The 26,540-nt window shown below is 48.9% G+C and carries 25 protein-coding genes and 5 pseudogenes; 21 read left to right on the top strand and 9 right to left on the bottom strand.

Annotated features, from left to right (window positions below; genetic code table 11):
* Positions 1-88 precede the first annotated feature (88 nt).
* Positions 89-505 (bottom strand): annotated as a pseudogene (locus DI44_RS06365) (DUF4351 domain-containing protein); the annotation flags it as partial.
* A gap of 396 nt (positions 506-901) precedes the next feature.
* On the opposite strand from DI44_RS06365, the gene DI44_RS06370 reads away from it, so the two are divergent.
* The 5 genes from DI44_RS06370 to DI44_RS06390 all read left to right on the top strand — a co-directional run bounded on the left by DI44_RS06370 (position 902) and on the right by DI44_RS06390 (position 6,214).
* On the top strand, positions 902-1,915 hold the full coding sequence (locus tag DI44_RS06370; RefSeq protein WP_033025677.1) for a LacI family DNA-binding transcriptional regulator: 1,014 nt from the start codon (positions 902-904) through the stop codon (positions 1,913-1,915).
* 140 nt (positions 1,916-2,055) lie between these two features.
* A complete protein-coding gene (locus DI44_RS06375) occupies positions 2,056-3,135 on the top strand; it encodes a Gfo/Idh/MocA family oxidoreductase (protein WP_033025675.1) in 1,080 nt (359 codons plus the stop codon).
* A 93-nt stretch (positions 3,136-3,228) separates the two neighbouring features.
* The gene (locus DI44_RS06380) at positions 3,229-3,978 is read left to right on the top strand and encodes a ThuA domain-containing protein (protein WP_033025671.1); all 750 of its coding nucleotides are present in this window, start codon (positions 3,229-3,231) and stop codon (positions 3,976-3,978) included.
* Positions 3,975-5,129: a Gfo/Idh/MocA family oxidoreductase gene (locus tag DI44_RS06385; protein WP_033025670.1), complete on the top strand. Its 1,155-nt coding sequence runs from the start codon at positions 3,975-3,977 to the stop codon at positions 5,127-5,129. Before DI44_RS06380 ends, DI44_RS06385 begins: the two co-directional genes overlap by 4 nt.
* Before the next feature lie 113 nt (positions 5,130-5,242).
* Complete coding sequence (locus DI44_RS06390; RefSeq protein WP_033025668.1) at positions 5,243-6,214, top strand: sugar phosphate isomerase/epimerase; 972 nt, start codon at positions 5,243-5,245, stop codon at positions 6,212-6,214.
* Positions 6,215-6,310: 96 nt separating this feature from the next.
* On the opposite strand, the gene DI44_RS06395 is transcribed toward DI44_RS06390, so the two are convergent.
* Positions 6,311-6,643 (bottom strand): hypothetical protein, encoded by a 333-nt coding sequence (locus DI44_RS06395; protein WP_033025666.1) that lies wholly within the window; start codon positions 6,641-6,643, stop codon positions 6,311-6,313.
* Positions 6,644-6,712: 69 nt separating this feature from the next.
* Positions 6,713-7,171: a CBO0543 family protein gene (locus DI44_RS06400; protein ID WP_241766391.1), complete on the bottom strand. Its 459-nt coding sequence runs from the start codon at positions 7,169-7,171 to the stop codon at positions 6,713-6,715.
* A gap of 197 nt (positions 7,172-7,368) precedes the next feature.
* Between DI44_RS06400 and DI44_RS06405 the strand changes: the two genes are divergently transcribed.
* The gene (locus DI44_RS06405) at positions 7,369-7,695 is read left to right on the top strand and encodes a nucleoside triphosphate pyrophosphohydrolase (RefSeq protein ID WP_011231590.1); all 327 of its coding nucleotides are present in this window, start codon (positions 7,369-7,371) and stop codon (positions 7,693-7,695) included.
* Entirely contained in the window at positions 7,688-10,144 is a 2,457-nt protein-coding gene (locus DI44_RS06410; protein ID WP_033025664.1) for a DEAD/DEAH box helicase family protein, read from the top strand. The genes DI44_RS06405 and DI44_RS06410 overlap by 8 nt, the downstream gene beginning before the upstream one ends.
* Positions 10,145-10,858: 714 nt before the next feature.
* On the opposite strand, the pseudogene DI44_RS06415 reads toward DI44_RS06410, so the two are convergent.
* Positions 10,859-11,452 (bottom strand): annotated as a pseudogene (locus DI44_RS06415) (amidohydrolase family protein); the annotation flags it as partial.
* A 195-nt stretch (positions 11,453-11,647) separates the two neighbouring features.
* On the opposite strand from DI44_RS06415, the pseudogene DI44_RS0117185 reads away from it, so the two are divergent.
* The 3 genes and pseudogenes from DI44_RS0117185 to hxlB all read left to right on the top strand — a co-directional run.
* Positions 11,648-11,719 (top strand): annotated as a pseudogene (locus DI44_RS0117185) (DUF4004 family protein); the annotation flags it as partial.
* A 413-nt stretch (positions 11,720-12,132) separates the two neighbouring features.
* Positions 12,133-12,768 (top strand): 3-hexulose-6-phosphate synthase, encoded by a 636-nt coding sequence (gene hxlA / locus DI44_RS06420; RefSeq protein ID WP_015375155.1) that lies wholly within the window; start codon positions 12,133-12,135, stop codon positions 12,766-12,768.
* A gap of 3 nt (positions 12,769-12,771) precedes the next feature.
* Positions 12,772-13,329, top strand: coding sequence for a 6-phospho-3-hexuloisomerase (hxlB, locus tag DI44_RS06425; RefSeq protein ID WP_033025685.1), 558 nt, complete (start codon positions 12,772-12,774; stop codon positions 13,327-13,329).
* A 512-nt stretch (positions 13,330-13,841) separates the two neighbouring features.
* Here hxlB and DI44_RS19660 read toward each other — a convergent pair.
* The 5 genes from DI44_RS19660 to DI44_RS06440 form a co-directional block, all read right to left on the bottom strand.
* A complete protein-coding gene (locus tag DI44_RS19660; protein WP_253264127.1) occupies positions 13,842-14,129 on the bottom strand; it encodes a bis-aminopropyl spermidine synthase family protein in 288 nt (95 codons plus the stop codon).
* Positions 14,051-14,551, bottom strand: coding sequence for a bis-aminopropyl spermidine synthase family protein (locus tag DI44_RS0117180; RefSeq protein WP_277813385.1), 501 nt, complete (start codon positions 14,549-14,551; stop codon positions 14,051-14,053). The genes DI44_RS19660 and DI44_RS0117180 overlap by 79 nt, the downstream gene beginning before the upstream one ends.
* Positions 14,552-14,780: 229 nt before the next feature.
* On the bottom strand, positions 14,781-15,452 hold the full coding sequence (locus tag DI44_RS06430) for a hypothetical protein (RefSeq protein ID WP_033015477.1): 672 nt from the start codon (positions 15,450-15,452) through the stop codon (positions 14,781-14,783).
* Between the two features lie 15 nt (positions 15,453-15,467).
* On the bottom strand, positions 15,468-16,142 hold the full coding sequence (locus tag DI44_RS06435) for a GNAT family N-acetyltransferase (protein WP_033025660.1): 675 nt from the start codon (positions 16,140-16,142) through the stop codon (positions 15,468-15,470).
* A gap of 519 nt (positions 16,143-16,661) precedes the next feature.
* Entirely contained in the window at positions 16,662-17,027 is a 366-nt protein-coding gene (locus tag DI44_RS06440; protein ID WP_003252445.1) for a winged helix-turn-helix transcriptional regulator, read from the bottom strand.
* Positions 17,028-17,331: 304 nt separating this feature from the next.
* On the opposite strand from DI44_RS06440, the gene DI44_RS18130 reads away from it, so the two are divergent.
* The 11 genes and pseudogenes from DI44_RS18130 to DI44_RS0117165 all read left to right on the top strand — a co-directional run.
* Entirely contained in the window at positions 17,332-17,496 is a 165-nt protein-coding gene (locus tag DI44_RS18130; RefSeq protein ID WP_241766390.1) for a hypothetical protein, read from the top strand.
* 67 nt (positions 17,497-17,563) lie between these two features.
* Positions 17,564-19,021 carry a glucose-6-phosphate dehydrogenase gene (gene zwf, locus DI44_RS06445; RefSeq protein ID WP_033025659.1) on the top strand — a complete coding sequence of 486 codons (1,458 nt, stop codon included), beginning with the start codon at positions 17,564-17,566 and terminating at the stop codon, positions 19,019-19,021.
* A gap of 99 nt (positions 19,022-19,120) precedes the next feature.
* Positions 19,121-20,023, top strand: coding sequence for a phosphogluconate dehydrogenase (NAD(+)-dependent, decarboxylating) (gene gnd / locus DI44_RS06450; RefSeq protein ID WP_021321721.1), 903 nt, complete (start codon positions 19,121-19,123; stop codon positions 20,021-20,023).
* Between the two features lie 266 nt (positions 20,024-20,289).
* Positions 20,290-21,400 (top strand): annotated as a pseudogene (tnpB, locus tag DI44_RS0117175) (IS200/IS605 family element RNA-guided endonuclease TnpB).
* A 298-nt stretch (positions 21,401-21,698) separates the two neighbouring features.
* A complete protein-coding gene (locus tag DI44_RS06455) occupies positions 21,699-22,979 on the top strand; it encodes a NosD domain-containing protein (protein WP_033025658.1) in 1,281 nt (426 codons plus the stop codon).
* Complete coding sequence (locus tag DI44_RS06460) at positions 22,976-23,500, top strand: nitrous oxide reductase accessory protein NosL (RefSeq protein WP_033025657.1); 525 nt, start codon at positions 22,976-22,978, stop codon at positions 23,498-23,500. Before DI44_RS06455 ends, DI44_RS06460 begins: the two co-directional genes overlap by 4 nt.
* A gap of 135 nt (positions 23,501-23,635) precedes the next feature.
* Positions 23,636-24,445: an ABC transporter permease subunit gene (locus tag DI44_RS06465; RefSeq protein WP_033025654.1), complete on the top strand. Its 810-nt coding sequence runs from the start codon at positions 23,636-23,638 to the stop codon at positions 24,443-24,445.
* A complete protein-coding gene (locus DI44_RS06470) occupies positions 24,442-25,143 on the top strand; it encodes an ABC transporter ATP-binding protein (protein WP_033025653.1) in 702 nt (233 codons plus the stop codon). The genes DI44_RS06465 and DI44_RS06470 overlap by 4 nt, the downstream gene beginning before the upstream one ends.
* A 64-nt stretch (positions 25,144-25,207) precedes the next feature.
* A pseudogene (locus DI44_RS06475) lies at positions 25,208-25,738 on the top strand (rhodanese-like domain-containing protein); the annotation flags it as partial.
* Between the two features lie 179 nt (positions 25,739-25,917).
* Entirely contained in the window at positions 25,918-26,244 is a 327-nt protein-coding gene (locus DI44_RS0117170) for a cytochrome c biogenesis protein CcdA (protein ID WP_241766389.1), read from the top strand.
* Positions 26,228-26,540, top strand: a 313-nt coding sequence (locus DI44_RS0117165; protein WP_241766388.1) for a TlpA disulfide reductase family protein, incomplete at its 3' end; no start/stop codon positions are given. The genes DI44_RS0117170 and DI44_RS0117165, both read left to right, overlap by 17 nt.

The following is a 26,540-nucleotide window of genomic DNA, read 5'->3' as shown; positions in this document are numbered from 1 at the left end:
CGCCTAATTAAGATAAAATCTTTTTGTATTCCAAATCGTTTGGTTTTCTAATTTCCATGGAGTTCTCCTCACATCACTATTTATTTTCCTATTCTTCAAGCAATGCCCGAACATCTTCCACTGGAAGATCCACCAACTGAGCAATGTCTTTCTCCGTCATTCCTTTGCGCGCCATGTTACGGATCAGTTGCTTCATTCCTTGTTTCATTCCTTGCTTGATCCCTTGTTGAAGCCCACGTTTCATCCCTTCTTCCCATCCCGCTTTCCTTCCCTTTTGCTCATAGGAAATGATCAGCTCCAACACTTTTTCTCTTTCTTTCGTTTCCATCGCCTTCACCTCTCTTTGCAGTTGTTGCTCTTCCTCCTCCGACAGCTTCACATACGTTTCAAAAAAGCCCAACAAGAGCCGCTGCCTCGCTTTATCCAGCTCCAATCTCGCCAACATGCGCAAACACTCTTTTTTCAACTCGACTTTCTCACTTTCAGTATACCCCATTTTGCCAAGATTCTGTTTTGTATTGGCTTCCCGTCATCCAAGCACCGACCTGCCAGCACCACAAATGTTCCTGAACTTTTGGTTCTTGTCGAAAGAGCGGGGGTGCGCTAGTCTTGGACAATGCTTGGATTCATCATGTGATACGTCTTTTATAGAGACGAAGTGTTGAACGCTGTCCCACCTACGCTTGCGCTTGAAGGTGGGGGGCATCGATTCATCCCATACTTACGCTTATGCGTGGAAGTGGAGGTCTTCCCGATGCGGGATGATAAAAATCCATTTCTTTATATGAGAAAGGGGCAAACCATGTCTAAGACGGATCGAAAAAACAACGCTTGACAACCGCCCTGTCTTTCATATACGATGAAGATGTAATCGATTACATAACTGAGAGGACTATAACGAATGGCAAGCATAAAAGACGTGGCGAAACGGGCGAACGTATCGACGGCCACCGTGTCGCGCGTGCTGCGCAACGCGGGCAACGTCACTGAAGAGACAAGGCAGCGCGTGCTCGAAGCCATTGAAGCGCTGAATTACCAGCCGAACGTGCTCGGCCGGTATTTGCGGCGGATGGAGACCGAGACGGTGCTCGTCGTCGTGCCCGATATTACGAACCCATTTTTCTCGAAAGTGCTGCGCGGCATTGAAGCGGTCGCCCTCAAGCACGGCTATCAAGTGCTGCTTGGCGATACGCAAAACGATGCCCGGCTTGAGGAGCAATATTTGAACGTATTGCCGCAGCGGCAAGTCGACGGGATGATTTTTTTGACCGCCCGCATCCGCAAAGAGCTGATGGAAGAGATGGCGCGCCAGTTTCCGATCGTCTTGGCGTGCGAGTATCTCGAAGGGACGGATATCCCGACCGTGTCCATTGACAATATCAGCAGCGCCCGCAAAGCGACAGAACACTTGATCCGCCTCGGCCATCGCCGCATCGCCCACCTGTCCGGGCCGATGAACATCATTTTAAGCCGCGATCGGCTGCGCGGCTACCAACAGGCGCTGGCCCAGCATGAGCTTGAGGCGGACGCTGCGCTCGTGCAGGAAGGCGATTTTACCTATGAGTCCGGATATAATTTGACGCTGAAGCTGCTCGCTCTTGAGAAGCCGCCGACAGCGATTTTTGCCGCCAACGATGAGATGGCGATTGGGGCGATCAAAGCGGTTCGCCATCGAGGCGGACGCGTTCCCGACGATGTCGCCGTTGTCGGATTTGACGACATTCAAATGGCCTCGATTTTTGAACCGAGCCTCACGACGATCGCCCAGCCGATGTTTGAGATCGGGCAAAAAGCGATGGAATTGCTGCTTGCGCTCATTGAAGGAACGAGCGCGCGGCGGCGTCAGCTTGTTCTTCCCGATCGGCTCGTCATTCGCGATTCGTGTGGAGGAGAGCGCTCTGGGCAAAGGGGCTGACAGCGCTCTCTGTCCGGTGCGGGGAACGGGCGGATTTTTTTGCACGGTGATGTAATCGATTACATCACTTAGAAAACGGACGGCGAATCGGTGGAGCATATGGGACAGAGAAAACAAATGAGCGCAAGGGGGAAAAGGACATGGGAAACACACTTCCAATCCGCCTCGGCTTGATTGGAGCTGGAGGCATTTCCAAAGAACATATCAAGGCGGCGCTCACCCTGCCCGAGCGCGTCGTCTTGCAGGCGATTTGCGACGTCAATGAACAAGCGGCCGCGGAGAAAGCGAAAACGTACGGCATCCGTGAAGTGTATCGCGACTACAAGGAACTGCTCGCCTCACCAGATGTCGATGCCGTCATCATTACCGTGCCGAATTTTTTGCACGCCCAAGTGGCGGTCGACAGCTTGCGGGCCGGGAAACACGTGCTTTGCGAAAAGCCGATGGTGACGAAAGCGGAAGAGGCCGACGCCATCATCCGCGCCCGTGATGAGTCGGGAAAACAGTTTATGGTGTCGTTGAACAACCGCTTCCGCCAAGCGGCGCAATGGCTGCATGAGCGAATCCAATCCGGTGCGTTCGGTGAGATTTATTACGCGAAAACGGGCTGGGTGCGCCGCCGCGGCATTCCCGCATGGGGGGCATGGTTTTTTGACCGCGAACGCTCCGGCGGCGGTCCGCTCATCGATTTGGGCGTCCATATGCTCGATGTGACCCTTTGGCTGCTCGGCAATCCGAACCCGGTTGCCGTGACGGGGAAAACGTACGCGAAGTTCGGCCCGCGTCGCCAAGGGGCATGGCCGGGAACGACGTTTTCGCCTGATGCCGCCTATACGGTCGAAGATTTCGCCGCGGCGTTCATCCAGCTCGAAAACGACGCGACGGTGCTGCTGGAGACGAGCTGGGCGTCGCACATTGAAGAAGAGCGGGCATATGTCGAATTTCTTGGCACGGAAGGCGGCGTGCGCTGGGAGTGGAACATCGCCGGCAACCGCCAAGAAGTGAAATGGTTCCGCAACGAACACGGCGTTCCGGCCGATGTCACGCTTCATTTTGATGACCAGAGCGAGCGGGTGGCGCTGCTCGATCATTTCCTCACGAGCGTCACGGCGAATACAACGCCGCTTTGCACCGCTGAACAAGGGCTTACGATCGCCAAAGTGTTAGAAGCGATTTACGAGTCGTCCGAACAAGGGCGGCAAGTCCGCATTGAATGGTGAGAAGCGGTGCTGGCTTCCCGCGAGCTGTGAACCAAAAACAAGCCGTCCTTGCCTTTATGAACGCAATCCGAAAAAAACAAGGGGGATCCATGAATGACTACACCCATCCGCGTCGTCGTCTGGAACGAATTTCGCCATGAAAAGAAAAATGAACAAGTAAGAGCCATTTATCCGGAAGGCATGCATACTGTCATCGCGCGCTACCTGGCTGAAGCGGGATTTGACGCCGCGACCGCTGTCTTGGACGAACCGGAGCACGGCTTGACCGACGAGGTGCTCGACCGGTGCGACGTCCTCGTCTGGTGGGGGCATATCGCCCATGATGAAGTGAAAGATGAGGTTGTCGAACGCGTCCACCGCCGCGTGCTGGAAGGAATGGGGCTCATTGTCCTTCATTCCGGCCATTTCTCGAAAATTTTCAAAAAGCTGATGGGGACGACATGCAATTTGAAATGGCGCGAAGCCGATGAAAAAGAGCGTCTCTGGGTCGTCGCCCCGGGCCATCCGATCGTCGAAGGGATCGGGCCGTACATCGAGCTTGAGCAGGAAGAAATGTACGGCGAGTTTTTCGACATTCCGGAGCCGGACGAAACGATTTTCATCAGCTGGTTTGAAGGCGGAGAAGTGTTCCGCAGCGGCTGCACGTTTACGCGCGGGAAAGGGAAAATTTTCTACTTCCGCCCTGGCCATGAAACGTACCCGACGTACCATCACCCGGATGTGCTGAAAGTGATCGCCAACGCCGTCCGCTGGGCCGCGCCGGTCAACCGCGGGGAAATCGTTTTCGGCAACGTCAAGCCGCTTGAGCCGATCAAAGCGAAACAAGGAGGAGTGACGCAGTGAAACCGATCAACGTCGGCATTATCGGCACGGGCTTTTCCGCTTCTTCCCATATTGAGGCGCTCCGACGCCTGCCGTTGGTGAACATTGTCGCCATCGCCTCAAGCAGCCAAGAAAAAGCGGAGGAAGCCGCGCGCCGATTCGGGATTCCGAAAGCGTACGGCGATTACCGCGCCTTGGTGGACGACCCGGACGTCGAAGCCGTGCACAACTGCACGCGCAACGTCCTCCATTTCCCGATCAACAAGGCCGTGCTTGAGGCGGGAAAACATTTGTTGTCGGAAAAGCCGCTCGCCATGGACAGCGAACAGTCAGCGGAATTGAAGCGGCTCGCTGAACAAAGCGAAAGCCTTAGCGCGGTCTGCTTCAACTACCGCCACTACCCGCTCGTTGTCGAGGCGAAAGAGCGGCTCGCCCGTGAGGCGAAGCGCGTTCATTTCGTGTACGGCGGTTATGTGCAAGACTGGCTCTTGTATGACACGGACTACAACTGGCGGCTCGACCCAGCGCAAAACGGCCCGTCGCGCGCCATCGCCGACATCGGTTCGCACTGGTGCGACACGGTGCAGTATGTGCTCGGCAAGAAAATCGTCGAAGTGTTTGCCGACTTGCGCACCGTCCATTCGGTCCGCTACAAGCCGAAGCAGGAAGGGAGCACGTTCACATCCGGCCGCAGCCAAGACGCGGAGCCCGTCCAGATTGACACCGAAGACGGCGGCAGCGTGCTCGTCCATTTTGACGACGGCACCCACGGGGCGTTTACGATTTCGCAAGTGAGCGCTGGCCGGAAAAACCGGCTCTATTTTGAAATCGCCGCCGATGAGATGACGCTCGCTTGGGACCAAGAGCACCCGAACCGCCTCTGGGTCGGGCGCCGCAGCGGCCCGAACGAAGAAATCGTCCGCGACCCAGCACTCTTGTCGCCGCAAGCCGCCGCTTACGCCCATTATCCGGGCGGCCATGAAGAAGGCTGGCCGGACGGGCTGAAAAATTTGTTCCGTGATTTTTACAGCGCCATCATCCGGAAACAACGCGGTGAGGCGCTCGGGGAACTGCCGTTTGCGACGATCGCTGACGGCCACCATACGATGACGATCGTCGACGCCATTTTGGAAAGCCATCGCACCAAACGGTGGGTGCGGGTGGCGGAATAAGCGGCGTCAGCGCGGCCAGCACGGGCGCGAACGGCGCGCCAAAACAAAACGACACGGCGGAGCCGGCCGCCGACCGGCCGGCTTCACACCGCTAGAAAGGGGAGAAGAACGAGATGAAAGTAGGCGTATTTACTGTTTTGTATCAACAGCTGCCGTTTGAGGAGATGCTGGACAAAGTCGCCGCCATGGGCATCGAAGCCGTTGAGCTTGGCACCGGCAATTACCCGGGCAACGCCCATTGCGATCCTGACGCGCTGTTGGACCAGCCGGAAAACATCAAAGCGTTGAAAAAAGCCGTCGCCGACCGCGGCCTTGTGATCAGCGCCTTAAGCTGCCATGGCAATCCGCTTCATCCGGACAAAGCGTTCGCGAAACAGTCGCATGATACATGGAGGAAAACGGTCAGACTCGCTGAGCAGCTTGAAGTCCCGGTCATCAACGCCTTCTCCGGCTGCCCGGGCGACCATCCCGGCGCCAAATACCCGAACTGGGTCACGTGCTCCTGGCCGCCGGATTACTTGGAAATTTTAAAATGGCAATGGGAAGAAGTCGTCATCCCGTACTGGCGCGAAGAAGCCGCGTTCGCCAAGGAGCACGGCATCACGCAAATCGCCTTTGAAATGCATCCGGGCTTCGTCGTCTACAACCCGGAAACGCTCCTCAAACTGCGCGAACACGTCGGCGACGCGATCGGCGCCAACTTCGACCCGAGCCACTTGCTTTGGCAAGGCATCGACCCGGTTGAGGCGATCAAGCTGCTCGGCCGCGAAAAGGCGATTTTCCACGTCCATGCGAAAGACACGTACTTAGACGAAGCGAACATCCGCAAAAACGGCGTGCTCGATACGAAACATTACAGCCAAATCCTCGACCGCTCATGGGTGTTCCGCACCGTCGGCTACGGGCAAAGCGAAAAAATGTGGCGCGACATCGTCAGCGCCCTGCGCGCCGTCGGCTACGATTACGTGCTGTCAATCGAACACGAAGACATGCTCGCTTCGATCGATGAAGGGCTGTCCAAAGCCGTCGCGCTTTTGAAAAAGGTGCTGTTCAAAGAAGAACTGCCCGAGATGTGGTGGGCGTAAAAAGAAGGCGGCAAGGGAAAATGATCCCTTGCCGCCCGCCGTTTCAGCGTAAGCGCGAAAAAGACCCTCCAACGCCTGCCAAGAGGCGCACCTGCTTTAGACCACTTGCGCCGTCTCGCGGCCTACGCGCCCTTTCATGAACAGCAGCCGGTGCCCGTCCACCGTCAAATCGATCATCGCGCCATCCAACACATCATCGCCTGACTTTTTTCCGTTTGCCTGCAAGTACGCGACCCGGTACCACTTGCGCCCGTACTCAAAATACATGTACCGCCCGCGCCGGAAATCGATCCAAAACTTCACCCGCTCGCCATTTACGTTCTTCCACACATACCCCCACGCCCGGTCTTGGCGGATCGGCGCCATTTTTGGACGCGCGGAATTGATGACTTCATAATACAGGCGGTGTTTGATGTCAAACAGCACCATCCCGTTTGCCTCCTTTTGGACATGATACTATATGTATAGCGCCAAACGGGCAAAAATAGACATGCTGGCTCACTCATTTCGTCTCAGCATTCGCCCTGCGAGCAACCGAACGGCCAACGTCAACAGAAACATTGTAACGAGTGAGTATTCCCACTTCCAACCATGATATTCGATCAAATCCGTATGCCGTTCAAAGACAACCTCAAGGGCTGTCAGCACCGCCGCATACCCCGCGCATTGCGCCGCCACACCCGGCCAGCGCGCTCGGCGCGAGGTGGCATAGACGTACACACTGACAACCGGATAGAGAAGATATTCAAAAATGACGCTGTTATTTATATAAGAAGCAAAAAAACGGACCGGATACTCGAGCAGCCCGGCCCCTGCCACGATCGAACCGAAAAAACTCGCCGCATATGCATTGAGCAAAAACGAAAGCCATACTTCCCTTGGTGAAAAAACGCGGAAGCTGAGCCCCAGCAAACCGATGCCCACCGCAGCAAGCAGCCAAAGGATCGAGTGTTCCATCATAGCCCCCAAGCGCGAATTATGTCGATTTTTCTTAGTATGGGATGAAAGAGGGGGAGTATGTGAAATTTTTGGTGTTTTCATTTTGCAACAGGCAATAGGCCTTAGAAACGGCGGTCTTCTGTGTGTTCTTTCCTATGAAAAAAAGGCGAAATTTTGTAAAATGGTAGTATAGTTTTGTAAATGGAGGAATGGACATGCCGATGTACAACAAACTCGTTCGCGACCGCATTCCAACCATTATTGAACAAGCGGGAAAAACGTTCACAACCCGCATACTTGACGATGAAGAGTATAGGAAAGAACTGCAGAAAAAAGCGTTTGAGGAGCTTGAGGAATACGTCCAAGCGGAAACGGATGAGGCGGCTCTTGAAGAGCTCGCAGACGTGTTGGAAATTATCCATGCTTTGGCTGAATGCCATGGCGCTTCGATCGAGCAAGTGGAACAAATCCGCGCCAAAAAGGCAGAGAAGCGCGGTGGTTTTCGAGACAAAATTTTTTTGATCGAGGTTCACGATGAGTAAGGTGGAGTTGATTTCCAGACGTCTTCTCGACAAGTTGCAGGAACAGATGAGCCGCTCGTCGACGATATACATACTGACATCGTTTGCCATGAAGTCCGGGGTTCGCTTATTGAAGGACAGTTTGCGGGCAGCTGCAGAGCGGGGGGCGGATATCAAAATTTGCGTTGGTGATTACTTGTTTGTCACTCAGCCAGAGGCGTTGCGCGAGCTCATATCCATCCACCCGGACATCGAGGTCCGCTTGTATCGGAGTGAGGGAATTTCCTTTCATCCGAAAGCGTACCTATTTGAAGATACAGAAGGCGGCTACTTCATTGTCGGTTCTTCCAACTTGTCCCGCTCGGCGCTCACTGACGGTGTCGAATGGAACCTTGGGCTGGATAAGAGCGTTGATGAGGATGTATTTGCCGAAGCAATGGAGCAGTTTTTAAAGCTGTTTTACGCTCCGGAAACCGTGCCGGTCAATGCCGAAACGGCCGCTGACTATGAAAAGCAGCATCAAGACTATCATCAGCGGCACCCCAATTTAGCCCGCATATGGGCGGAGAATGAAGAAATCGAGTTGATGCTTCCGACGGAAACGGAGAAGAAGCAAGAGGGAGAGACGGCGGACAAGGTTGATGTTGTCCATGAAACGGCGGCGCCATATGGAACGATCCAGCCGCGCTTTGCCCAAGTTGAGGCGTTGGAGCGGTTGGAAGCTGCCTATGAAGAAGGGTACGACAAAGCGATGGTTGTCATGGCGACCGGGCTGGGAAAAACATACTTGGCCGCTTTTTTTGCCCGCCGTTTTTCGCGGGTGCTGTTTATCGCCCATCGCGAAGAAATTCTTCGCCAGGCGAAGCAGTCGTTTGAACGCGTGATTCCTGATCGAACAGCAGGACTGTACGATGGCAATCAAAAAGAAGGAAATGCCGACATGGTGTTTGCCTCGATCTTTACACTAAGCATGAAAAAACATTTGCATTCGTTTCGTCCCGACGCATTTGACTTGATCATTGTCGACGAGTTCCACCATGCGGCAGCCCGCTCGTACGAACGCGTCCTTTGTTATTTTCAGCCGAAATTTTTGCTTGGCATCACTGCTACTCCAGATCGGAGCGACAACAAAGACGTATACGCTCTTTGCGACGGCAATGTCGCGTACCGCATTGATTTTATCGAAGCGGTGCAGCGCGGTTGGTTGGCTCCCTTCCATTATTACGGGGTCTACGACGACACAGACTATTCGCAAATCAAGTGGCTTGGCAATCGCTATGATGAGGAAGAATTGCTTCAAGTGCAGCTTCGCGAGGAGGTGGCGGAGAAAATTTTGCGAGCGTGGGAGAAGTATAAGAAAACAAGGACGCTTGTCTTTTGTTCATCGATCAGGCAAGCTGATTTCCTGTCCCAATATTTCCAGCGTCACGGCTACCGGACGGTCAGCCTTCATTCGAAGCAGACGGCCATTTCGCGCAAGCAGGCCATTGCCATGTTGGAACGCCGTGAACTGGACGCCATTTTCACCGTCGACTTGTTCAATGAAGGGGTCGATATTCCTTCTGTCGATACACTTTTGTTCGTACGGCCGACGGAATCGCTGACCGTCTTCACCCAGCAAGTCGGGCGCGGGCTGCGGCTGTACAAAGGCAAGGATTATTGCGTCATTATCGACTTAATCGGAAACTACCGCAATGCGGATGTCAAACTGCGTCTGTTTGATACGCGGCGAGAGGAAACAAAGAAAACGGCGCGGGAATCCGTTGTGCCAACCGTTCCAGAAACGTGCGAACTGCATCTTGATATACAAGCCATCCATCTTCTCGAGGAGATGCAGAAAAAACGCCAGCCGCGCAAAGAGCGGCTGCTTGCTGATTATCGGGAGCTGAAACAGGAGCTTGGCAGACGGCCGACTTATTTGGAACTGCATCTCCAAGGCCGAAGTGAAGCAGCGGAGTACAAACAAGAGTTCGGATCTTATGTCGGCTTTTTATATTGGGCGGGGGAGTTGTCGGAGCTGGAAAAGGAAGTGTTTCTAAAACACGAACCGTGGCTTGTTGAAGTAGAGCGTACGGTGATGTCAAAAAGCTACAAAATGGTTGTCCTAAAAGCCATGCTTGAGCGCGGGCCGTCGGGCTGGCATCAACCAATTACACCGCAGGAGGCTGCCCCGTTTTTCCATCGGTATTTAACGGAAAAAGAATACCGAAAGCGCATCGATTTTTCCGACGGAGAAACGAAGCGCCTCTGGGAATATGACCAGGAAAAGGTGAGCCGGTTGATCGCCCGCATGCCGATGACGAAATGGAGCGGCAGTTCGAATGGGCTGATTTCCTTTGAAAACAACGTGTTTGCGCTCCAATTTTCCATTGCGCGCGAACACGAAGAAATATTGTACAACTGGACAAAAGAGATTTGCGAGTATCGGTTGCACGTGTATTTTGAGAAAAAGGAAGGCTTGATGAACTAAGAGGTTGGTGATTTAGTACAAAATACTCCCATCTCCACATGTTTCTCAATTAGAGAAAAACTGTGGAATCAGCCTTCTTTTTGGCGAAATACCGTTGATTTGCTCGTGACAGCAGTTTGTCACCGGCATTCTAGAAGACTGGTGATTTAGTGAAAAATTGCAGAAAACAAAGCCTCTTCTCAAATTGAGAAGTCCTGTAAAATCAACGTTTCTCTTTCAGCCGAAAGCAACGGGTTCGGGGAAATCGGTCGTTTTTCACCAGTCCTCTAAGCTTTAAGAATTTGCAGTGAACCGTATTTTAGCGGACGAATGGGAGAAATCTTGATTTATCAAGGGCAGTGCTTCATTATTTGCGTAACATTAAAAACACGATTATTACTTTACTGCAAAATACGGTATAATTGATGCGTAGGCATTAGCGTGAATTGCTTGCTACATCAATAAATATTATTTTGTAACTGATAGGGTTTGATCTGAACGGAGAGGGATTTAAAGTAGTTTAGCGATCCCGCTTGAAAGACAATCGTCAGTTTGATCTGAACGGAGAGGGATTATAAGGCCGCTTGTTTGCAGCGGCCTTAGTTGAGCGCTCCAATGAGCGCATCCTTGGTATCACAGTGAGGCGCTAACTAATCGCCACTCCTGCACTCGCATACCCCATGACGGAAGCGGCGATTGAAAGGCCGGAAGTGGTGATGAAAAACGCTATGAGCGGCCGTCGATCAGGCGGTTGGCGTTTGCCGCGAGCGCCAGTTTGTCAAGCATCGATGGTTGTTGTTCCTTTAATGACGGATAGTCCATCACTTCCGCCAATCCGAGCACGCGTTCATCGTTGAAAAACGGTGCCAGTTCCGCAGCGGATAAGGAGGCTCCGGCACGTTCAAACGAGGCGGCTGGCACGCACGACGGCAGCATCATATACACATCGAGTGGCGTCCGTTTTGCCTCATCGAGCATAAACTGGATGCCGCACACACCGGCGACATTGGCGATTTCATGCGGATCGGCAATGACGGTCGTCACGCCGTGCGGAAGAACGACGCGGGCGAATTCGCTCGGAGGAACCATGGATGATTCGATATGCACGTGTCCGTCGATCAGTCCCGGACAAATGTAGCGGCCCTCGGCGTCAATCGTTTTCTCTCCTTCATAGCGCCCGATGCCGACGATCATTCCTTCCACAATGGCGAGGTCTCCTTCGATGATTTCGCGCGTGAACACGTTGACGATTTTCCCGTTTTTGACAACGAGATCCGCTTCGGTTTGTTTCGCTGCGGTGGCTAGCTGTTTTTGTAAGATCGAATTCATGCTGCTGACTCTCCTTTCCTCATGTCCATCGCCTGATCATCGGCGGAAATTGGTTTCATTGTAATGAGCCAGCTGACAAGTTGTCAACCGCTTTGGTTCGTTTTTTGCCATGCGTATGGCGCTGTTGTTTTCGCCTCTCTTTATAATGTAACAATGTTATGCTGCAATTAACAAAAGGAAGGGGGGGTGCGGCTCATGGAACAAGAATTGATCTCGAAAAAAGGACTGCTTGAGCTGACGGGCATTTCGTACGGCCAGCTTTACCGCGATATCACAGCATTTTGGCCATGTTCATTTGCCTGAAATGGCCTCAAAACTGTCGAACTCAGGAAATAAAATCCGGCGTTTTAGGGCTGTCTCACAAAGATGAGATAGCCCTTTTTACATATGGCTTGACAAAGAAACAGTTCTTCAGTTAATGCCACAAGCAATGGATAGCATATTGCTTTTCTTATTTTTGGGCCATTTCAAAATAAAATTTGTCTGGAAATGGAGAGCCCCTCTTTCCCAAATAGTATACATAATGAACAATAGTATATTTTTTGATACTATATAAAAATAAAGTGCGTACTTTTAAAGGCAAAACATACATAGTATACTCATCAGTGTGTAAGAGATAAACACATAAAAATGCTACTGCTTATGCAACCTGCAAAATTTTTATGAGAGGTGAAGGATTCATGGAATTACAATTAGCATTGGATCTCGTAAACATTCCAGAAGCGAAACAATTAGTAAAAGAAGTTGAGGAGTATGTGGATATTGTAGAAATCGGCACTCCAGTTATCATTAATGAAGGTCTTAGAGCTGTAAAAGAAATCAAACAAGAATTTCCTCACTTAAAAGTATTGGCAGACTTAAAAATCATGGATGCCGCCGCATATGAAGTCATGAAAGCGTCCGAAGCCGGAGCCGACATTATCACGATACTTGGAGTTGCTGAAGATTTGTCCATCAAAGGTGCTGTGGAAGAAGCTAAAAAACAAGGCAAAAAAATATTGGTGGACATGATCGGGGTTAAAAATTTAGAAGAACGAGCGAAAGAAGTAGATGGGTTTGGAGTCGACTATATTTGCGTACACACAGGTTATGATCTTCAAGCAGTCGGCAAAAACTCTCTTGAAGACCTTGCCACAATCAAACGTGTCGTGAAAAACGCAAAAACTGCGATCGCAGGCGGCATTAAATTAAACACATTGCCTGAAGTCATTAAAGCAAAACCTGATCTTATCATCGTAGGCGGCGGTATTACTGGCCAAGAAGACAAACGCGCTGTAGCTGCTGAAATGAAAAAAATGATCCAACAAGGTGAATGAATGATGCAAGCTACGCAATATTTAGGAGAAATCATCAAAGAGTTAAATCAGACAGCCGATTTAATCGCCGCGGGAGAAGCGGAAAAATTGGTGAATGAGATTCTCAAAGCAAAGAAAATTTTTGTAGCTGGCGCAGGCAGATCTGGATTTATGTCCAAATCTTTTGCGATGCGAATGATGCACATGGGGCTAGACGCCTATGTCGTAGGCGAAACCATCACCCCTAACCTAGAACAAGACGACATTTTGATCATTGGATCGGGTTCAGGGGAAACGAGAAGTTTAGTTTCCATGGCTGAAAAAGCGAAAGGCTTAGGGGCAACCGTAGCGTTAGTGACCATTTTCCCTGAATCGACCATTGGACAATTGGCTGATATCACGGTCAAATTGCCTGGCTCGCCTAAAGACCAGTCAGATAACGGATACAAAACGATACAGCCGATGGGATCGCTTTTTGAGCAAACCCTCTTGCTGTTTTATGATGCGATCATATTAAGATGCATGGAGAAAAAAGGATTGGACTCCAATACCATGTTCAAAAGACACGCCAATCTGGAATAGAGTATAAGGAATGCTGCGCAGACATCTTTAACCATTCGAAATTTTAAGCTATTTAAACGAAATTTTCAACTTAATCACGGGGGAAAGGAGAAAAGGCCGCAAAGCTTTCTTTAAGAAACGCTTTGTGGTCTTTTTTTGATCGGGAGATTGGATTCTTGTGATCGATCCATGATCGTTCATTCCCTTCGTGCACATCAGCCGCTCTCCCACTATCAGCATTCCCTCGATGATCATTACAAATCAAATCGGTTATAGTCGGAACGCGGGGGGGGGGGTGCCAAGACTTTTTGCAAAATCGATGACCACTCCTTTCATGGTTGCACGCGGCGTCAAAAACTCTCAAAAGTCTGTTGCCTTCCATAATCCATCGGTAAAATCGTGCGATGGTGGCAAATGTCATTCAGCAAACCTTGAAGAACGCAACTCCGCATGCAGATGTCAGGAAACGGCGAACAAAACGCCCGCCCTCGGCAACGGGTATTCCCGCTGCAGAAGGCGGGCAGTCTTTATCGCTATTCTTTGCCGCAGAACTCTTCGTCGTAATAGAAGTCCTGCTCAAACTCCACCCACCCGAAAAAGAGGGGACGAGGCTCCTCGACCATCTCTAAGCGATAGACGGTGCTGACGTAGAAGGGGATATCGGGTTCTTTGACCGGCGCCGGTGCCATGTGCGCCCAGTCTAGGAACACAATATCCTCTAACAGATAGTCTTGGAAGGCGCTCAGCATGTCAGTGATGGCAAAGCCCATGTCAAGGATGCCCTGCTGGATCTGCCGCCATTTCCGCCAAGAGGCCTCCAAGTAAGAGAGTCCAAAATAGCCCGCGGCACCGGGCCCACGCCCCCCTCTGTACAGCGGCTTAGAAAAAGCAGGAGTCCCTTGACGGTGTCGACCGGGTCCGTGAAGAACACATCAAACTGGCCACGGAGATGGGACGGCAATTCATCCCGCACATCGTAGACCTCGGCGTGGACGTGGTCCCAACCTTGGTCCTGAGCCACATCGCGTACAAAGCGGACAATGCGTTCATCCACGTCCAAGACACAGATGCGCCGCGGCAGCCCCGAGAGCGCAGCCGCAATGCTTGTAAGGTCATCATCGCCCAGCAGCAAAATGTCTCGCCCCATCAGATCTCCCTGTTGGGCCATCAGTGCCAGCCGCCGAACGGTTGTCTCGGGCGTCACATACCCTTGGTCAAAGTCGGGCGTCGCCTTGGGCCGCATGGCTGCGATATCTTGAAAAGCAGCAAGGACGCTGTCAAAAGGCGGCCTCAGAACAATGCCGCGCCCCGCGCAAACCTCACAGCGCTGTTCGGCCACCCGTTCTAGGCCCATACCCCTTTCCAGCATCGAAATAGCATTTTTGCTGCTTTCGATAGGGAAACGATAAAAGATGCGCTGAAGTTGGAAGAATTTTTTTAAGGTTCCATAAGCATGGTGTTTTTATTAAGGTTTAAATCGGTAATAGCGGTATGGTGTTTTTCGCCTCTAGTTTTTCCATCATTTCATACCAGTCCCTTGGTTTGTTCGATAAGACAGAATAATAACGTTTCAAAAACTTCACAACAAGATCCGCTGGAAGTTCATTCACGCTATCGTCCATCGGAAGGAAACAAAGATCAAGCCCGGTTACGGCTTCTCCATCATTGTTCCAAGATGGATGGACATAAGGGAAGTCAAGCCGCTTATATCCCAAATGAGATAATACCTCACGACGAACATATGGATCCATCGGCTTAATCCCGCCAAATTCATAATGCTTCACCCGATAAGGATCATAAATCTCGGCGAACATGCCATACAACTGCTTTCCATTTGCAGCGGCCCAATTTTGCAAATCCTCCAGCCGCTTTTTGGCTAAAAACCGGCCGATCCCCAGTCCTGCTTGGCCGATAATGGTGAAATCTGTCATCGCGACATTTAAATCTTCATAATAACGGTACTCCGTTGCGCCTACTACCTCTCCTTCGTGAACAGCAACGCACACACGAATTCCCGGATCTTCCAGAGGCTCTTTCCACAAATCAAATGCCAATACTTCTTCCGGAGGAAATACATTTTGCATCAATTGATGCATTTTCTTAAACAAAGGGTCTTCAATGCTCGTAATTCTGCGATACTCCATTTTTATCATTCTCCTTTAAGATTTTGTGCGATAAAAAGGATTTTTCCATTCCATCAGTGCAGCATAATTGCACGATTCTTCATCTTCTAAATAGTTCGCCACCACTTTGACAGGTGTGCGGCCGCAGCGAAGCAGGAAGGTAATAACAGGATCTTTCAATTTGCCTTTTACTACCGCTTCGAGATATTGCTCCGCTGTCATCTCATGCGCTTTTTTATGATAGCCAGGCATCCTCCCTCCGCCTAACAGCCGCTCTAGTCCCAAATGAACAACCACTTCATACATGGATAGCATCAGCCATTTTCCCAGCCCCCATTTGCGGTAGGCAGGGCGCACGCCAATATCAACGACATAAAGCGTATTCCCGTTTGGGTTATGGTTGCGGATATATCCATGATCCGTGATCTCTTCCCATGTATGGTCCGGATGGCTGGGGTCAAAGTCGACAATAAGCCCTGTCATTGACCCCGCAATTTCCCCATTCACCTCAACACATAAGGCTCCCTCTGGAAAGAGTGTCACATGGTTTTTCAGCTGTTCCGTATTCCACCATAATTCAGACGGGAATGGCGGAGGAAAACTTTCCTGTTGAATGCGGATTAATCCAGGAAAGTCCTTTTCTTCATAATTTCGGATCACCGCTGGAACAGGACGATCTTGGTCAAAGACATAAAACTCCTTTCGATACATTCTTACCCCTCCTCTCTCATTATCCATCTAGCAACGTATCGCCCATTCATGTGGCGATACTGATATTATTAGGCACATCATTCCATTTAACAAGTAGATACTTTCGTGTTACATAGTGTGAAAAATTATACCTAAAAATAAAAAAAGAAATTCGGAATATTTTTTCCAGACCTTCCTCGCATTCGAACAGCCATGCCTAGTCCACATTATTGTGTAAAATCCATTCTCCATCCAGTGAACTTGGATCACTGGAAAACAAAAGCACTTTTTTGCCGTTTTTCTTTTTACGCCATTTTCGGGACTCCATCAACAGTCATCAACGCATATACAGAAAAACCAACGGACAGCGGTTCTTTCATAAAGATGGTTGTCCGTTGGTTTTTCGCGTCTAATTATAAAACTTATTGCTTTCCTCATTATCTTCCATGTGTGTATTTCTTTGTTTACCAGCAAAAAAAGAAAAGTGCATATAACATACACGCAGATCGTTTTCGAAGCTTTCATAACAGAGAAAGCTTTCTACTTGGCTGCTTCGTTGATTTTTACTTGCCCCTTTACGACCGTCTCCATATAGTTTTTGCCCCATTCATACATCGCATCAAGAATTGGCATCAAACTTTTCCCATGTTCGGTCAATGAATATTCCACTTTTGGCGGAACAACCGGATAGACTTCGCGATGAACAATTTGATCTTGCTCCAGCTCCCGCAGCTGGTTAACAAGCATTCTTTGGGTGATCCCAGGCATGAGGGCTTTTAGTTCGCTAAACCGCTTCTTTCCCCCTTTTCCTAGATGCCATAAAATAAGCATTTTCCATTTACCGCCAATAACAGCGAGTGTTAATTCTTTTTCACAATTATATGTCTTGCCACAAACGTGTCCCATCATTTCACCCCCATGTTGATTATAACCTGATAGTATACTGTTTGTCACTTTATGATCATAAAGAACATACTTACAAATAAATGTTATATACCTGTTATTTTCACTCATTGCAAATTGTATTCATTCTTTCTGGATGATACAGTGCATTCATTGCATCTGGATGCCTTTTATATCATTAAGTATATTTTTTTACACTATATTATATTTTTATCACTACATGATAAGAAAGTTCGTACTTCTCAATAAGTTTTATACACATTATACTACCATCTGTAAACCAATCACGAGTACTGGAGGGAGCAGCATGAATCGTTTTACTATTCCTCGTGATATTTATTTTGGAGAGAATGCTCTCGATGTTTTAAAAACACTGGAAGGAACAAAAGTTGCCCTCGTCATGGCGGCCGCTCCGTCAAGAAAAACGGAAATCTTGATAAAACTCAGAAAATTCTTTCAGAAAGCAATGTAGTAAACATCGTTATATCTGCTCTATCAACTTTATTCTTTAATGTTTCGAAAAGTCAGGGGGGATCACATTGGATTCAATGACCTTTATCTTGTTTGGAGCAACAGGTGATTTAGCGAAACGAAAAATTTTCCCTGCATTATATAATTTATTTCTTGATCAAAAAATGCCGCAGCCATTTTCCATTATTGGCGTAAGCAAAAGAGAATTGTCCGATGAAGCGTTTCAAACATATGTGGAAAATTCGGTAAAAACCTTTTCCAGACGTTTGGCAAATGACCGTTCCAAAATGAAGGAGTTTCTTCGCGCGTTTCGCTATATTTCTCTAGATGTAACGAATGCACAAGGGTATAAAAAGTTGCTTGAAATGGTTCAACAACGGGAAAAAGAATTGAATATTCCTGAAAACCGCATGTTTTATTTATCTGTTGCGCCGGAATTTTTTGATGTGATCGCGTCGAACATCAAGGAAAGCGGATTAGGATCCACAACAGGTTGGAAACGTCTGATTATCGAAAAACCGTTTGGCCACGATATCCAATCGGCCCAAGATTTAAACGAAAAATTAAGCCAAGCTTTCGAGGAAGAAGAAATTTATCGGGTAGATCATTACCTTGGAAAACCGATGGTGCAAAACCTTGAAGCTTTAAAATTCGCCAACCCTGTGTTTCAAGCGATATGGAATAATCAATTTATAGCCAATGTGCAAATTACAGCTAGCGAGACCGTTGGGGTAGAACAAAGAGCAAGCTATTATGATCAAGCAGGCGCCATTCGCGACATGTTTCAAAACCATATGTTGCAACTGTTGATGATGACAGCCATGCACTTGCCAAAACAAATTAGCGCAAAAGACATCCGTAATGAGAAAAGAAAAATTATGGAATCTCTTCGACCAATACAGAAGGAAGAAGTAGGCTTGCACGTTGTTCGCGGCCAATACGGTCCTGGAGAAATCGATGGCAGACCAGTGGTTGGATATAAAGAAGAACCTGGCATCGATGCTTCTTCGACAACGGAGACGTTTGTTGCGGCCCGTCTGTGGATTGATGATGAAAACTGGAGCGGGGTGCCATTCTACATCCGTACAGGTAAAAGAATGAAGGAAAAGTCCACACGTATCGTGATGGAGTTTAAAAATCCATTAAAGGAATGGTACTTGCCAAAAAATGAAGAAACAGCTCCTAATCTTTTGGTGATTCAAATCAATCCGAACGAAGGCGTTTCGCTGCAATTCAATAGTAAAAATGTATTCAACAACGGAAAGATGGAGCCTGTCCATATGGACTTCGCAACGAATCAGAAAGAGGTGCCTGAAGCGTATGAACTCTTAATTTTTGACGCTTTGCACGGCGATTCGACTTTCTTTTCCCATTGGAAAGAGGTCGAACTATCTTGGAAATGGCTGCAACCTATTTTAGAGGCATTTGCGGAAAACCGCCTTCCTCTTTACTCCTATCGTTCAGGATCGATGGGGCCAGATGCTTCTTATCAATTATTGAAAGAAGACGGATTTTATTGGCGGTAAATAAGCTTTTCCGGAGCAAACCTGAAAACATAATTTCTGGATAAACTAATAGGAATAGCCAATCTTCTTTGACCAAGATATTTTTAGGAGGTAGTCAGCATGAGAGTCGGGCTAGTCGGTTTAGGAAAAATGGGATTAAACTTAGGCAAAAATCTTATGGACCATAAGCACGAAGTAGTGGCGTTCGATATAAATACAAATGCGGTGGAAGAAATAAAAAAATACGGTGCTAAAGGCGCATCCACTTTAAAGGAACTCGCCCTATCATTAGAAAAAACGAGAATTGTCTGGATAATGGTTCCCCACACCGTTGTTGATTCGGTGATTAGTGAAATTGCGCCATTTTTAAGCAAAGGAGACATTGTGATCGATGGTGGCAATTCTCACTACAAAGAATCGATTCGCCGCTATAACGAGCTAAAGGAGATTGGAATTCACTTTATGGATGCGGGAACTTCTGGCGGAGTCGAAGGCGCTCGAAACGGAGCATGTTACATGGTTGGAGGCGATCCCGAAGCTTGGAATATGGTCGAGCCTCTTTTTCGCGACACTGCTGTAAAAAATGGGTATTTATATACTGGAAAAGCAGGCAGCGGCCACTTCTTAAAAATGGTCCACAATGGGATTGAATACGGAATGATGGCTTCCATTGGCGAAGGATTCGAAATATTAGAAAAAAGCGAATTCGATTACGACTATGAAAAAGTGGCGAGAGTGTGGAACAATGGTTCGGTTATTCGTTCATGGCTCATGGAATTAACAGAACGCGCGTTTTCAAAAGATGCAAAATTAGAGGAAATCAAAGGAATTATGCATTCTTCCGGCGAAGGAAAATGGACGGTCGAGACAGCATTAGATCTGCAAACGGCCACTCCTGTCATCGCCATGGCCTTATTGATGCGGTATCGTTCATTAGAAAGCGATACATTTACAGGAAAAGTGGTAGCCGCTCTACGCAATGAATTTGGCGGACATGCTGTAGAAAAAAATGAGAAGAAATAACATAAAATCCCCTTGCAGTAAGACTTACAATGGACATGCGCTGCAAAATAGAATGAGAAAGGAGAAGTGTATATGGCTATCTCTTTTGATTACTCCCATGCCTTGCCATTTATCATCCTGAATCGAGAAGACCCCCACTTCCACGCGTGAGCGGAAGTGGGGGATGAATCGGTATTCGCCATCGATTTCCCTCTTGCCTCCAACGAATCAAAGGTGTAAAATAGACAGAAACAGAACAAATGTTCCGTTCTAAAAGAGGGAAGGTCATGCACAAAGCCTACCGCTTCCTGCTGTATCCCACCCGCACACAAGCGGAACGGATCCATCAAACCATCGGGTGTTGCCGGTTTGTGTACAACCACTTTTTGTCCGAATGGAATCAGGCGTATGAAACCACCGGAAGAGGACTCGGCTACAACGAGTGCTCCAAGCGGCTGACCGCCTTAAAGCAGACCCTTCCGTGGCTGAAGACTCCCGATTCGACCGCCTTGCAAAACGCGCTGCAACAGTTGGACGAGGCGTTTGACCGATTCTTCGATGGAATCGCGAACGCTCCCCGCTTCAAAAGCAAAAAACATCCGAACCAATCGTACACCGCCCAGTGCAACTATTCAAAGAAAGGGCGCCCATCGATCGAAGTGGACGGCCATCGATTGAAACTTCCCAAGCTCGGATGGGTGAAGTTTGCCAAAAGCCGTGAGGTTCAAGGCCGCATTCTCTCGGCCACCATTCGTCGAAACCGAACAGGGAAGTATTTCGTCTCCATCTTGGTGGAAACGGAGATTCCTCCATTGTCCACCACCGACAAGCAAGTGGGGGTGGATGTGGGGTTGAAGCATATGGTGGTTCTTTCCACGGGTGAGAAGATCGAACACCCCCGGTATTGGCGCCGATATGAAGAAAAGCTCGCCTACTGGCAGCGGGTGATGTCCCGCCGGAAGCCGGGCGGTTCGAACTGGCATAAAGCCCGCTTGAAAGCGGCCAAGCTTCATGAGAAAATCGCCAACTGCCGGAACGATTTCCTGCACAAACTGTCCACCCGCCTCATCCGCGAAAACCAAGTGGTGTGCGTGGAGGACTTGCGCGTGCGGAACATGCAAAAGAACCGCAAGCTGGCCAAACGCATTTCCGATTCCGCGTGGGGGCGTTTTCTCAAGATGCTTGAGTATAAAGCGAAATGGTACGGGCGGACGTTGGTCCGTGTCGCGAGCACCTCCATCGAGCCAATTGTGCTCGTGCTGCGGGCATCGGCAGATTGAGGTGAAATCGCTCGACATCCGCGAGTGGGTGTGCCCAAACTGCGGAGCCGAACATGACCGGGACCATAACGCCGCCCGGAATATCCTGAATGAAGGGCTTCGTTTGCTGTCGTTGTAAGGCAGTCGAACCGTGGGACGCACGGGGATGGCTTGGTTAACAGCCTGCCGTAGGGCGGGTGTTCCCAAGAATCTCCCACCTCTAAGCGTGAGCGTAGGTGGGAGAGCGTTCAATGTTGTGAAGAGAACGCCCATTGGCGGAAAAATATACGAAAACGGTGTCGCATTTGTTTTTTGAACGCAAAGCAATCAACGCAACGATTCAAAAATAATAAACGTGAATGTTGAACAATTGACAAACGGTTTTCACAAAGTTCACATCATTGTTTGGTATTGTATCACAAGAAGGTGGTGAGCCGATGAGGAGATATGCAGATCATTGGCTGCTTGTCCTATTGCTGCTCCTTGTCTTTCCGTTGCCGGCGCGTGCGGAAGAAACCGTTCAAGCCCGCATCGACGAAGCGCCGGAGTATGGGGTGGTGAGGCTAGCGAGCGGCGTCTATGATGAAGCGATCGTATTATCGAAACCACTTACGTTGGAAGGGATTGGGGAGGTGACGATTCGTTCGTGCCGCAAGTCTCCTGTCATTGCGATATACGGCCGGCATGTTGTGCTCAAAAATATTCGTGTGGTGCAATGTGGTGATGCGCCCGATATGCCGGCGATTTACGTAACCGGACATGATCATACGATCGACGGTGTGCGCGTGTTGACGAATCAGCAAGGCGTCAAGCTTGATCACGCGCATCATACAACCATTGTCCACTGCGCTGTTCAAGGCGAGAAAAACGGCAATGGCATTGATCTATGGGAATCGACGCAAAACGTGATTCATTATACGGCGATTGAGCGGGTAAAAGACGGAATTTACATGGAAAACAGCCATAACAACGTACTAAGCGGCAATCACATTGACAATGCCCGCTATGGCATTCATGTCATGTTTTCGAATCGCATCGTGTTGCGAAAAAACATTTCCGAAAAAAATATCGCTGGAGCGATGGTGATGGGGACAGAGCAAACAACGATTGAACAAAATTCGTTCGTGCAAAACAAAAGAAATGTCCACTCTCAAGGCCTTTTGTTATACGATGCGGCGAAAACGATTGTACGAAAGAACCGAATCGCGGCCAATCGAGTCGGAATTTATGTGGAACAAGCGCGCCATAACGAATTGACTGAGAACGATGTTTCCCACAATTTTATCGGCATGCAGTGGAATGAATCGTCGAACAATCGTGTTTCGGACAATTCATTCATTGGCAATGTCTATGACGCACAAGCCATTCGCAGTCCTGACAATACCATTGTTCGTAACTATTGGGACGCAGCGACTAAATTAGATGTCACGGGCAAGGGAGTCAGCGCCATCCCGTATCGAGCTGATCCGTTTTTCCTAGCGCTTACCGTCGACGTGCCGGAATACCAATTGTTTTTTCAGTCACCAGGTATGATTGTCTTGCAAAAGTTGTTGCGCAGTCCTGACGAACAAGTGCTGACGGATGACGCTCCGCTCATGGAGCAACCGACGGCAAGGAAGGATCGGCCTTCCCGGTCGGCAAGCCTGTTGTATGTGATGAGTGCTGTGATGATCGCTGGAAGCATTAGTGGATTTATAATAGGGAGGAAACGACCATGAAAGCAAAAGGAATATGGTTGGCCATTTTTATCTTCATTATTGGCGTCATAACTGGTTGCAACCAAAAGGCTGAGCCGGTAGCCATTGATGAAAAAAACGATAAATGTGATTTTTGCCATATGGCGGTAGGAAATAATCAATTTGCGACCGAACTCGTATTGAAAAATGGCAAAGTGTTGAAGTTTGATGACATCGGTTGTATGTATCAATGGATGAAGGAACATAAAAACGAAACGGTCGAAGCCATGTTTGTTCGCGATTATGAAACGAACGATTGGCTGGAGGCGGATCAAGCAACATATGTATATGATCAAACAATTCGCACTCCTATGGCATACAATGTGATCTCTTTTAAAGATGAAGATAAAGCAAAGAAATTTGTCGAACAACATGGTGGAGCGGTTTTGACGTATAATGAACTGGGTCGCCATACATGGGAACGAAATAAAGAGATGATGATGGAAATGAAAAAAGAACATATGAAAATGGACAAACAGAAGGATAACCATATGGGCAACTGAGCGCCAGTTGCCTTTTTGTTTATCTGTCCGTTGCCTGCACGGGCTGTTCTGTAGAGAGATCTAATGTTTCGAAACTCTTAGGTGTTTCTCGAGTGGCTGTTGAAACTGAAACATCGATGGAGAGGACAGAGAAGGATGTGGAATATCGGACGGATGGAATGGCGGCTGCTGATGCGCCAATATTCCTCTTATTCGTTTGTTTTGTTATGGGTTGTCATATTGTCGCTATTATTTTTCATCGCCAAAAACGATGCAGATTTTGCTGGATATACGAATGTCACAGGAACGATCGCGAACATTATCTTATATCTTTTGCCTCTGTTTATGCTCATTGCCGGTTCGTTCGCGATTGCGGGTGAGATGGAAAATGGACAATGGCGCCTGTTATGTACGTATCCGCTGTCACAGGCCATGTATGTGGCCGGGAAATGGCTTGGGCAATGGTTAGGGCAGGCGACATTGTTTACGTTTAGTTTTGGCGTGAGCGTAGCGATCAGTTCCTTTGCTGGAATCGCATTGCCGGTGAAATGGGTGATTGCGCTCTATAGTTTTTCATTATTCCTCATCGCTTTGTTTCTCATGTTGGGTCTATCCGTCGGCGCGTTTACGTCGACTCGATGGCAAGCGTTGACGGTATCGGTCGGAGTATGGTTTTTGTTCATTATGATTTGGCCGACGTTGTTAATTGCTGTGCTTAACATCGTTCCATATCCGCTCATTGCCCCTTTGTTGCAAGCGGCGACGCTTTTCAATCCGGCCGAGGTGTTGCGTGTGGCGTTTGTGGTCGAATTGGGGGGGAGCGCCATTTTCGGACAAGCTTATGATCATTTGATCCATTTATGGCAAAAAAAGTTCAGGCTGATATTGACCGTATATGCCATTGGCTATCTATGTTTGTTATGGTCCATGGCAACGTGGAAGTTAACAAGGAGGAAACAACGATGACCGGACTCGATGTGCGGGAAGTGTCAAAAATGTATAAGAAGAAAACCGCGTTGTCTTCGCTGTCCTTTCAGGCGAATCGAGGGGAGTGTATCGTTTTATGCGGAGGAAACGGTGCGGGGAAAAGCACGCTTCTTTCAATTTTAGCGGGCATTTTGCCGCCGACAGATGGAACGGTCACCCTTCACGGTGTTTCCTTGCGGATGAATCGAAAGCAATACATTTCGCACATCGGATACATGCCGGATGAGTTCCATGCGCCGCCCATGATGACCGTTTGGGAATTTCTTTCGTTTTATGCATCATTGCGAAAAGTCACGCGAGAACAGGTGGAAGAAACGCTTCGTGACATAGGATTGGAAGCGCAAAAAAAGGAATGGATCAAGTATTTATCAAAAGGAATGCGGCAGCGGTTGTTGTTCGGTCAGGCGTTATTAGGAAATCCGGCGTTATTGCTTCTTGATGAGCCGACAAACGGTCTCGATCCGTTTTGGATTGATCGGTTTATCGATATATTGAAACAGAGAAAAAACGAGGGGACGATCATTATTTTTTCGACACATATGATGGATGTGGCCGCAGATATCGGGGATATCATTGTATTTATGAAAAATGGGGCTATCGTTCATCGAATCGAGACCGCAGCCTGTGGATCGAAAGAACAAACGGTGTTGCAGCTGTTGGCTTTGCACCGACAATGAATGATCGAATCGATTGGATCGGCGCGGCGATTTGTTTAGCAGGTGTTTCAGTGATGTTATGGGCGCCGAGCCAATGACGTTCAAATTGATTTTCGATCGCAAGACCGGGCGCATTTACGGCGCGCAGGCGGTCGGAAAAGAGGGAGTCGACAAACGGATCGATGTCATTGCCACCGCGATCAAAGGGGGATTGACCGTTCGGGATTTACCGGATTTGGAATTAGCTTATGCGCCGCCGTTCTCTTCGGCGAAAGACCCGGTCAATATGGCTGGGTATGTCGCCTCCAATATCATGGACGGGCTTGTCGAGACGGTGCAGTGGCATGAAATCGAACGGATTGTGGAGGCAGGGGGCGTGTTGATCGATGTCCGCACGGCGGAGGAAACGGCGCGCGGCATGATCCGCGGTTCGATTCACATTCCATTGGACGAATTGCGTGACCGTTTGCATGAGCTCCCGAAAGGAAAGACCATCTATGTGACATGCCAAGCTGGGCTGCGAGGATACATTGCCGTAAGGATTTTGCAGGGGCATGGGTTTCAGGCGAAAAACGTAGATGGCGGATACCGGCTGTACGCCGCTGTCAAGCGATAACGAATGGGGTGCCTTGCCGATAGCGGCAAGGCGTTTTTTTCGTTCTAATGAACTGTTTTTTGTTAGGTAGATTGACAATAGTGAAAAGGCTAGTTAACATACCCGTAGGGGTAGTTTTGTGAATAAAACTTTTTTTCCTCATTCGAAGGCATAGGAATGATGAAAGGATGTCGATCTATATGTCAGTGATATTCGCTTTCGTTGCAGGGGCGCTTTCTTTCTTTTCCCCTTGCATTTTTCCGATTGTTCCTGCTTATGTTGCCCATTTAACAGGCACTCCAATAGCGGAAAACAGAATCCAAGTTGGAAAACGGGAGATCCTCATGCGCTCCCTTGCGTTTATCGGCGGATTCAGTGTCATTTTCGTGCTGATGGGAGCGACGGCAAGTGCGATTGGACAGATGTTGGTTCAATATCGTGGGTTCATTGAGAGTGATGGTGAACATATGGGCGACTTGGTGTCCGCCTTGTCGTGCGGAAATGCCGGATATGCAAAAGTTTTATGAGCAGTATAAAGATGAGGGAGTGGAGATTGTCGCGGTCAATTTAACTCAATCGGAAAGGCAGCCGGAACATGTTGCGCGCTTCATTCAGGAGTATGGAATTACGTTTACTGTCGTTCTTGATGAAAAAGGAGAGGTATCCCGGCAATACCAAGCTCAAGCGATTCCGACGAGCTACTTGATCGATTCGAAAGGAATCATACAGAAAAGGAGAGGTATCCCGGCAATACCAAGCTCAAGCGATTCCGACGAGCTACTTGATCGATTCGAAAGGAATCATACAGAAAAGTTCCATGAGC

The organism is Geobacillus sp. CAMR5420, assembly GCF_000691465.1.
GTDB classification, from domain to species: domain Bacteria; phylum Bacillota; class Bacilli; order Bacillales; family Anoxybacillaceae; genus Geobacillus; species Geobacillus thermoleovorans.
This window is presented reverse-complemented; position numbering and strand designations above follow the sequence as displayed.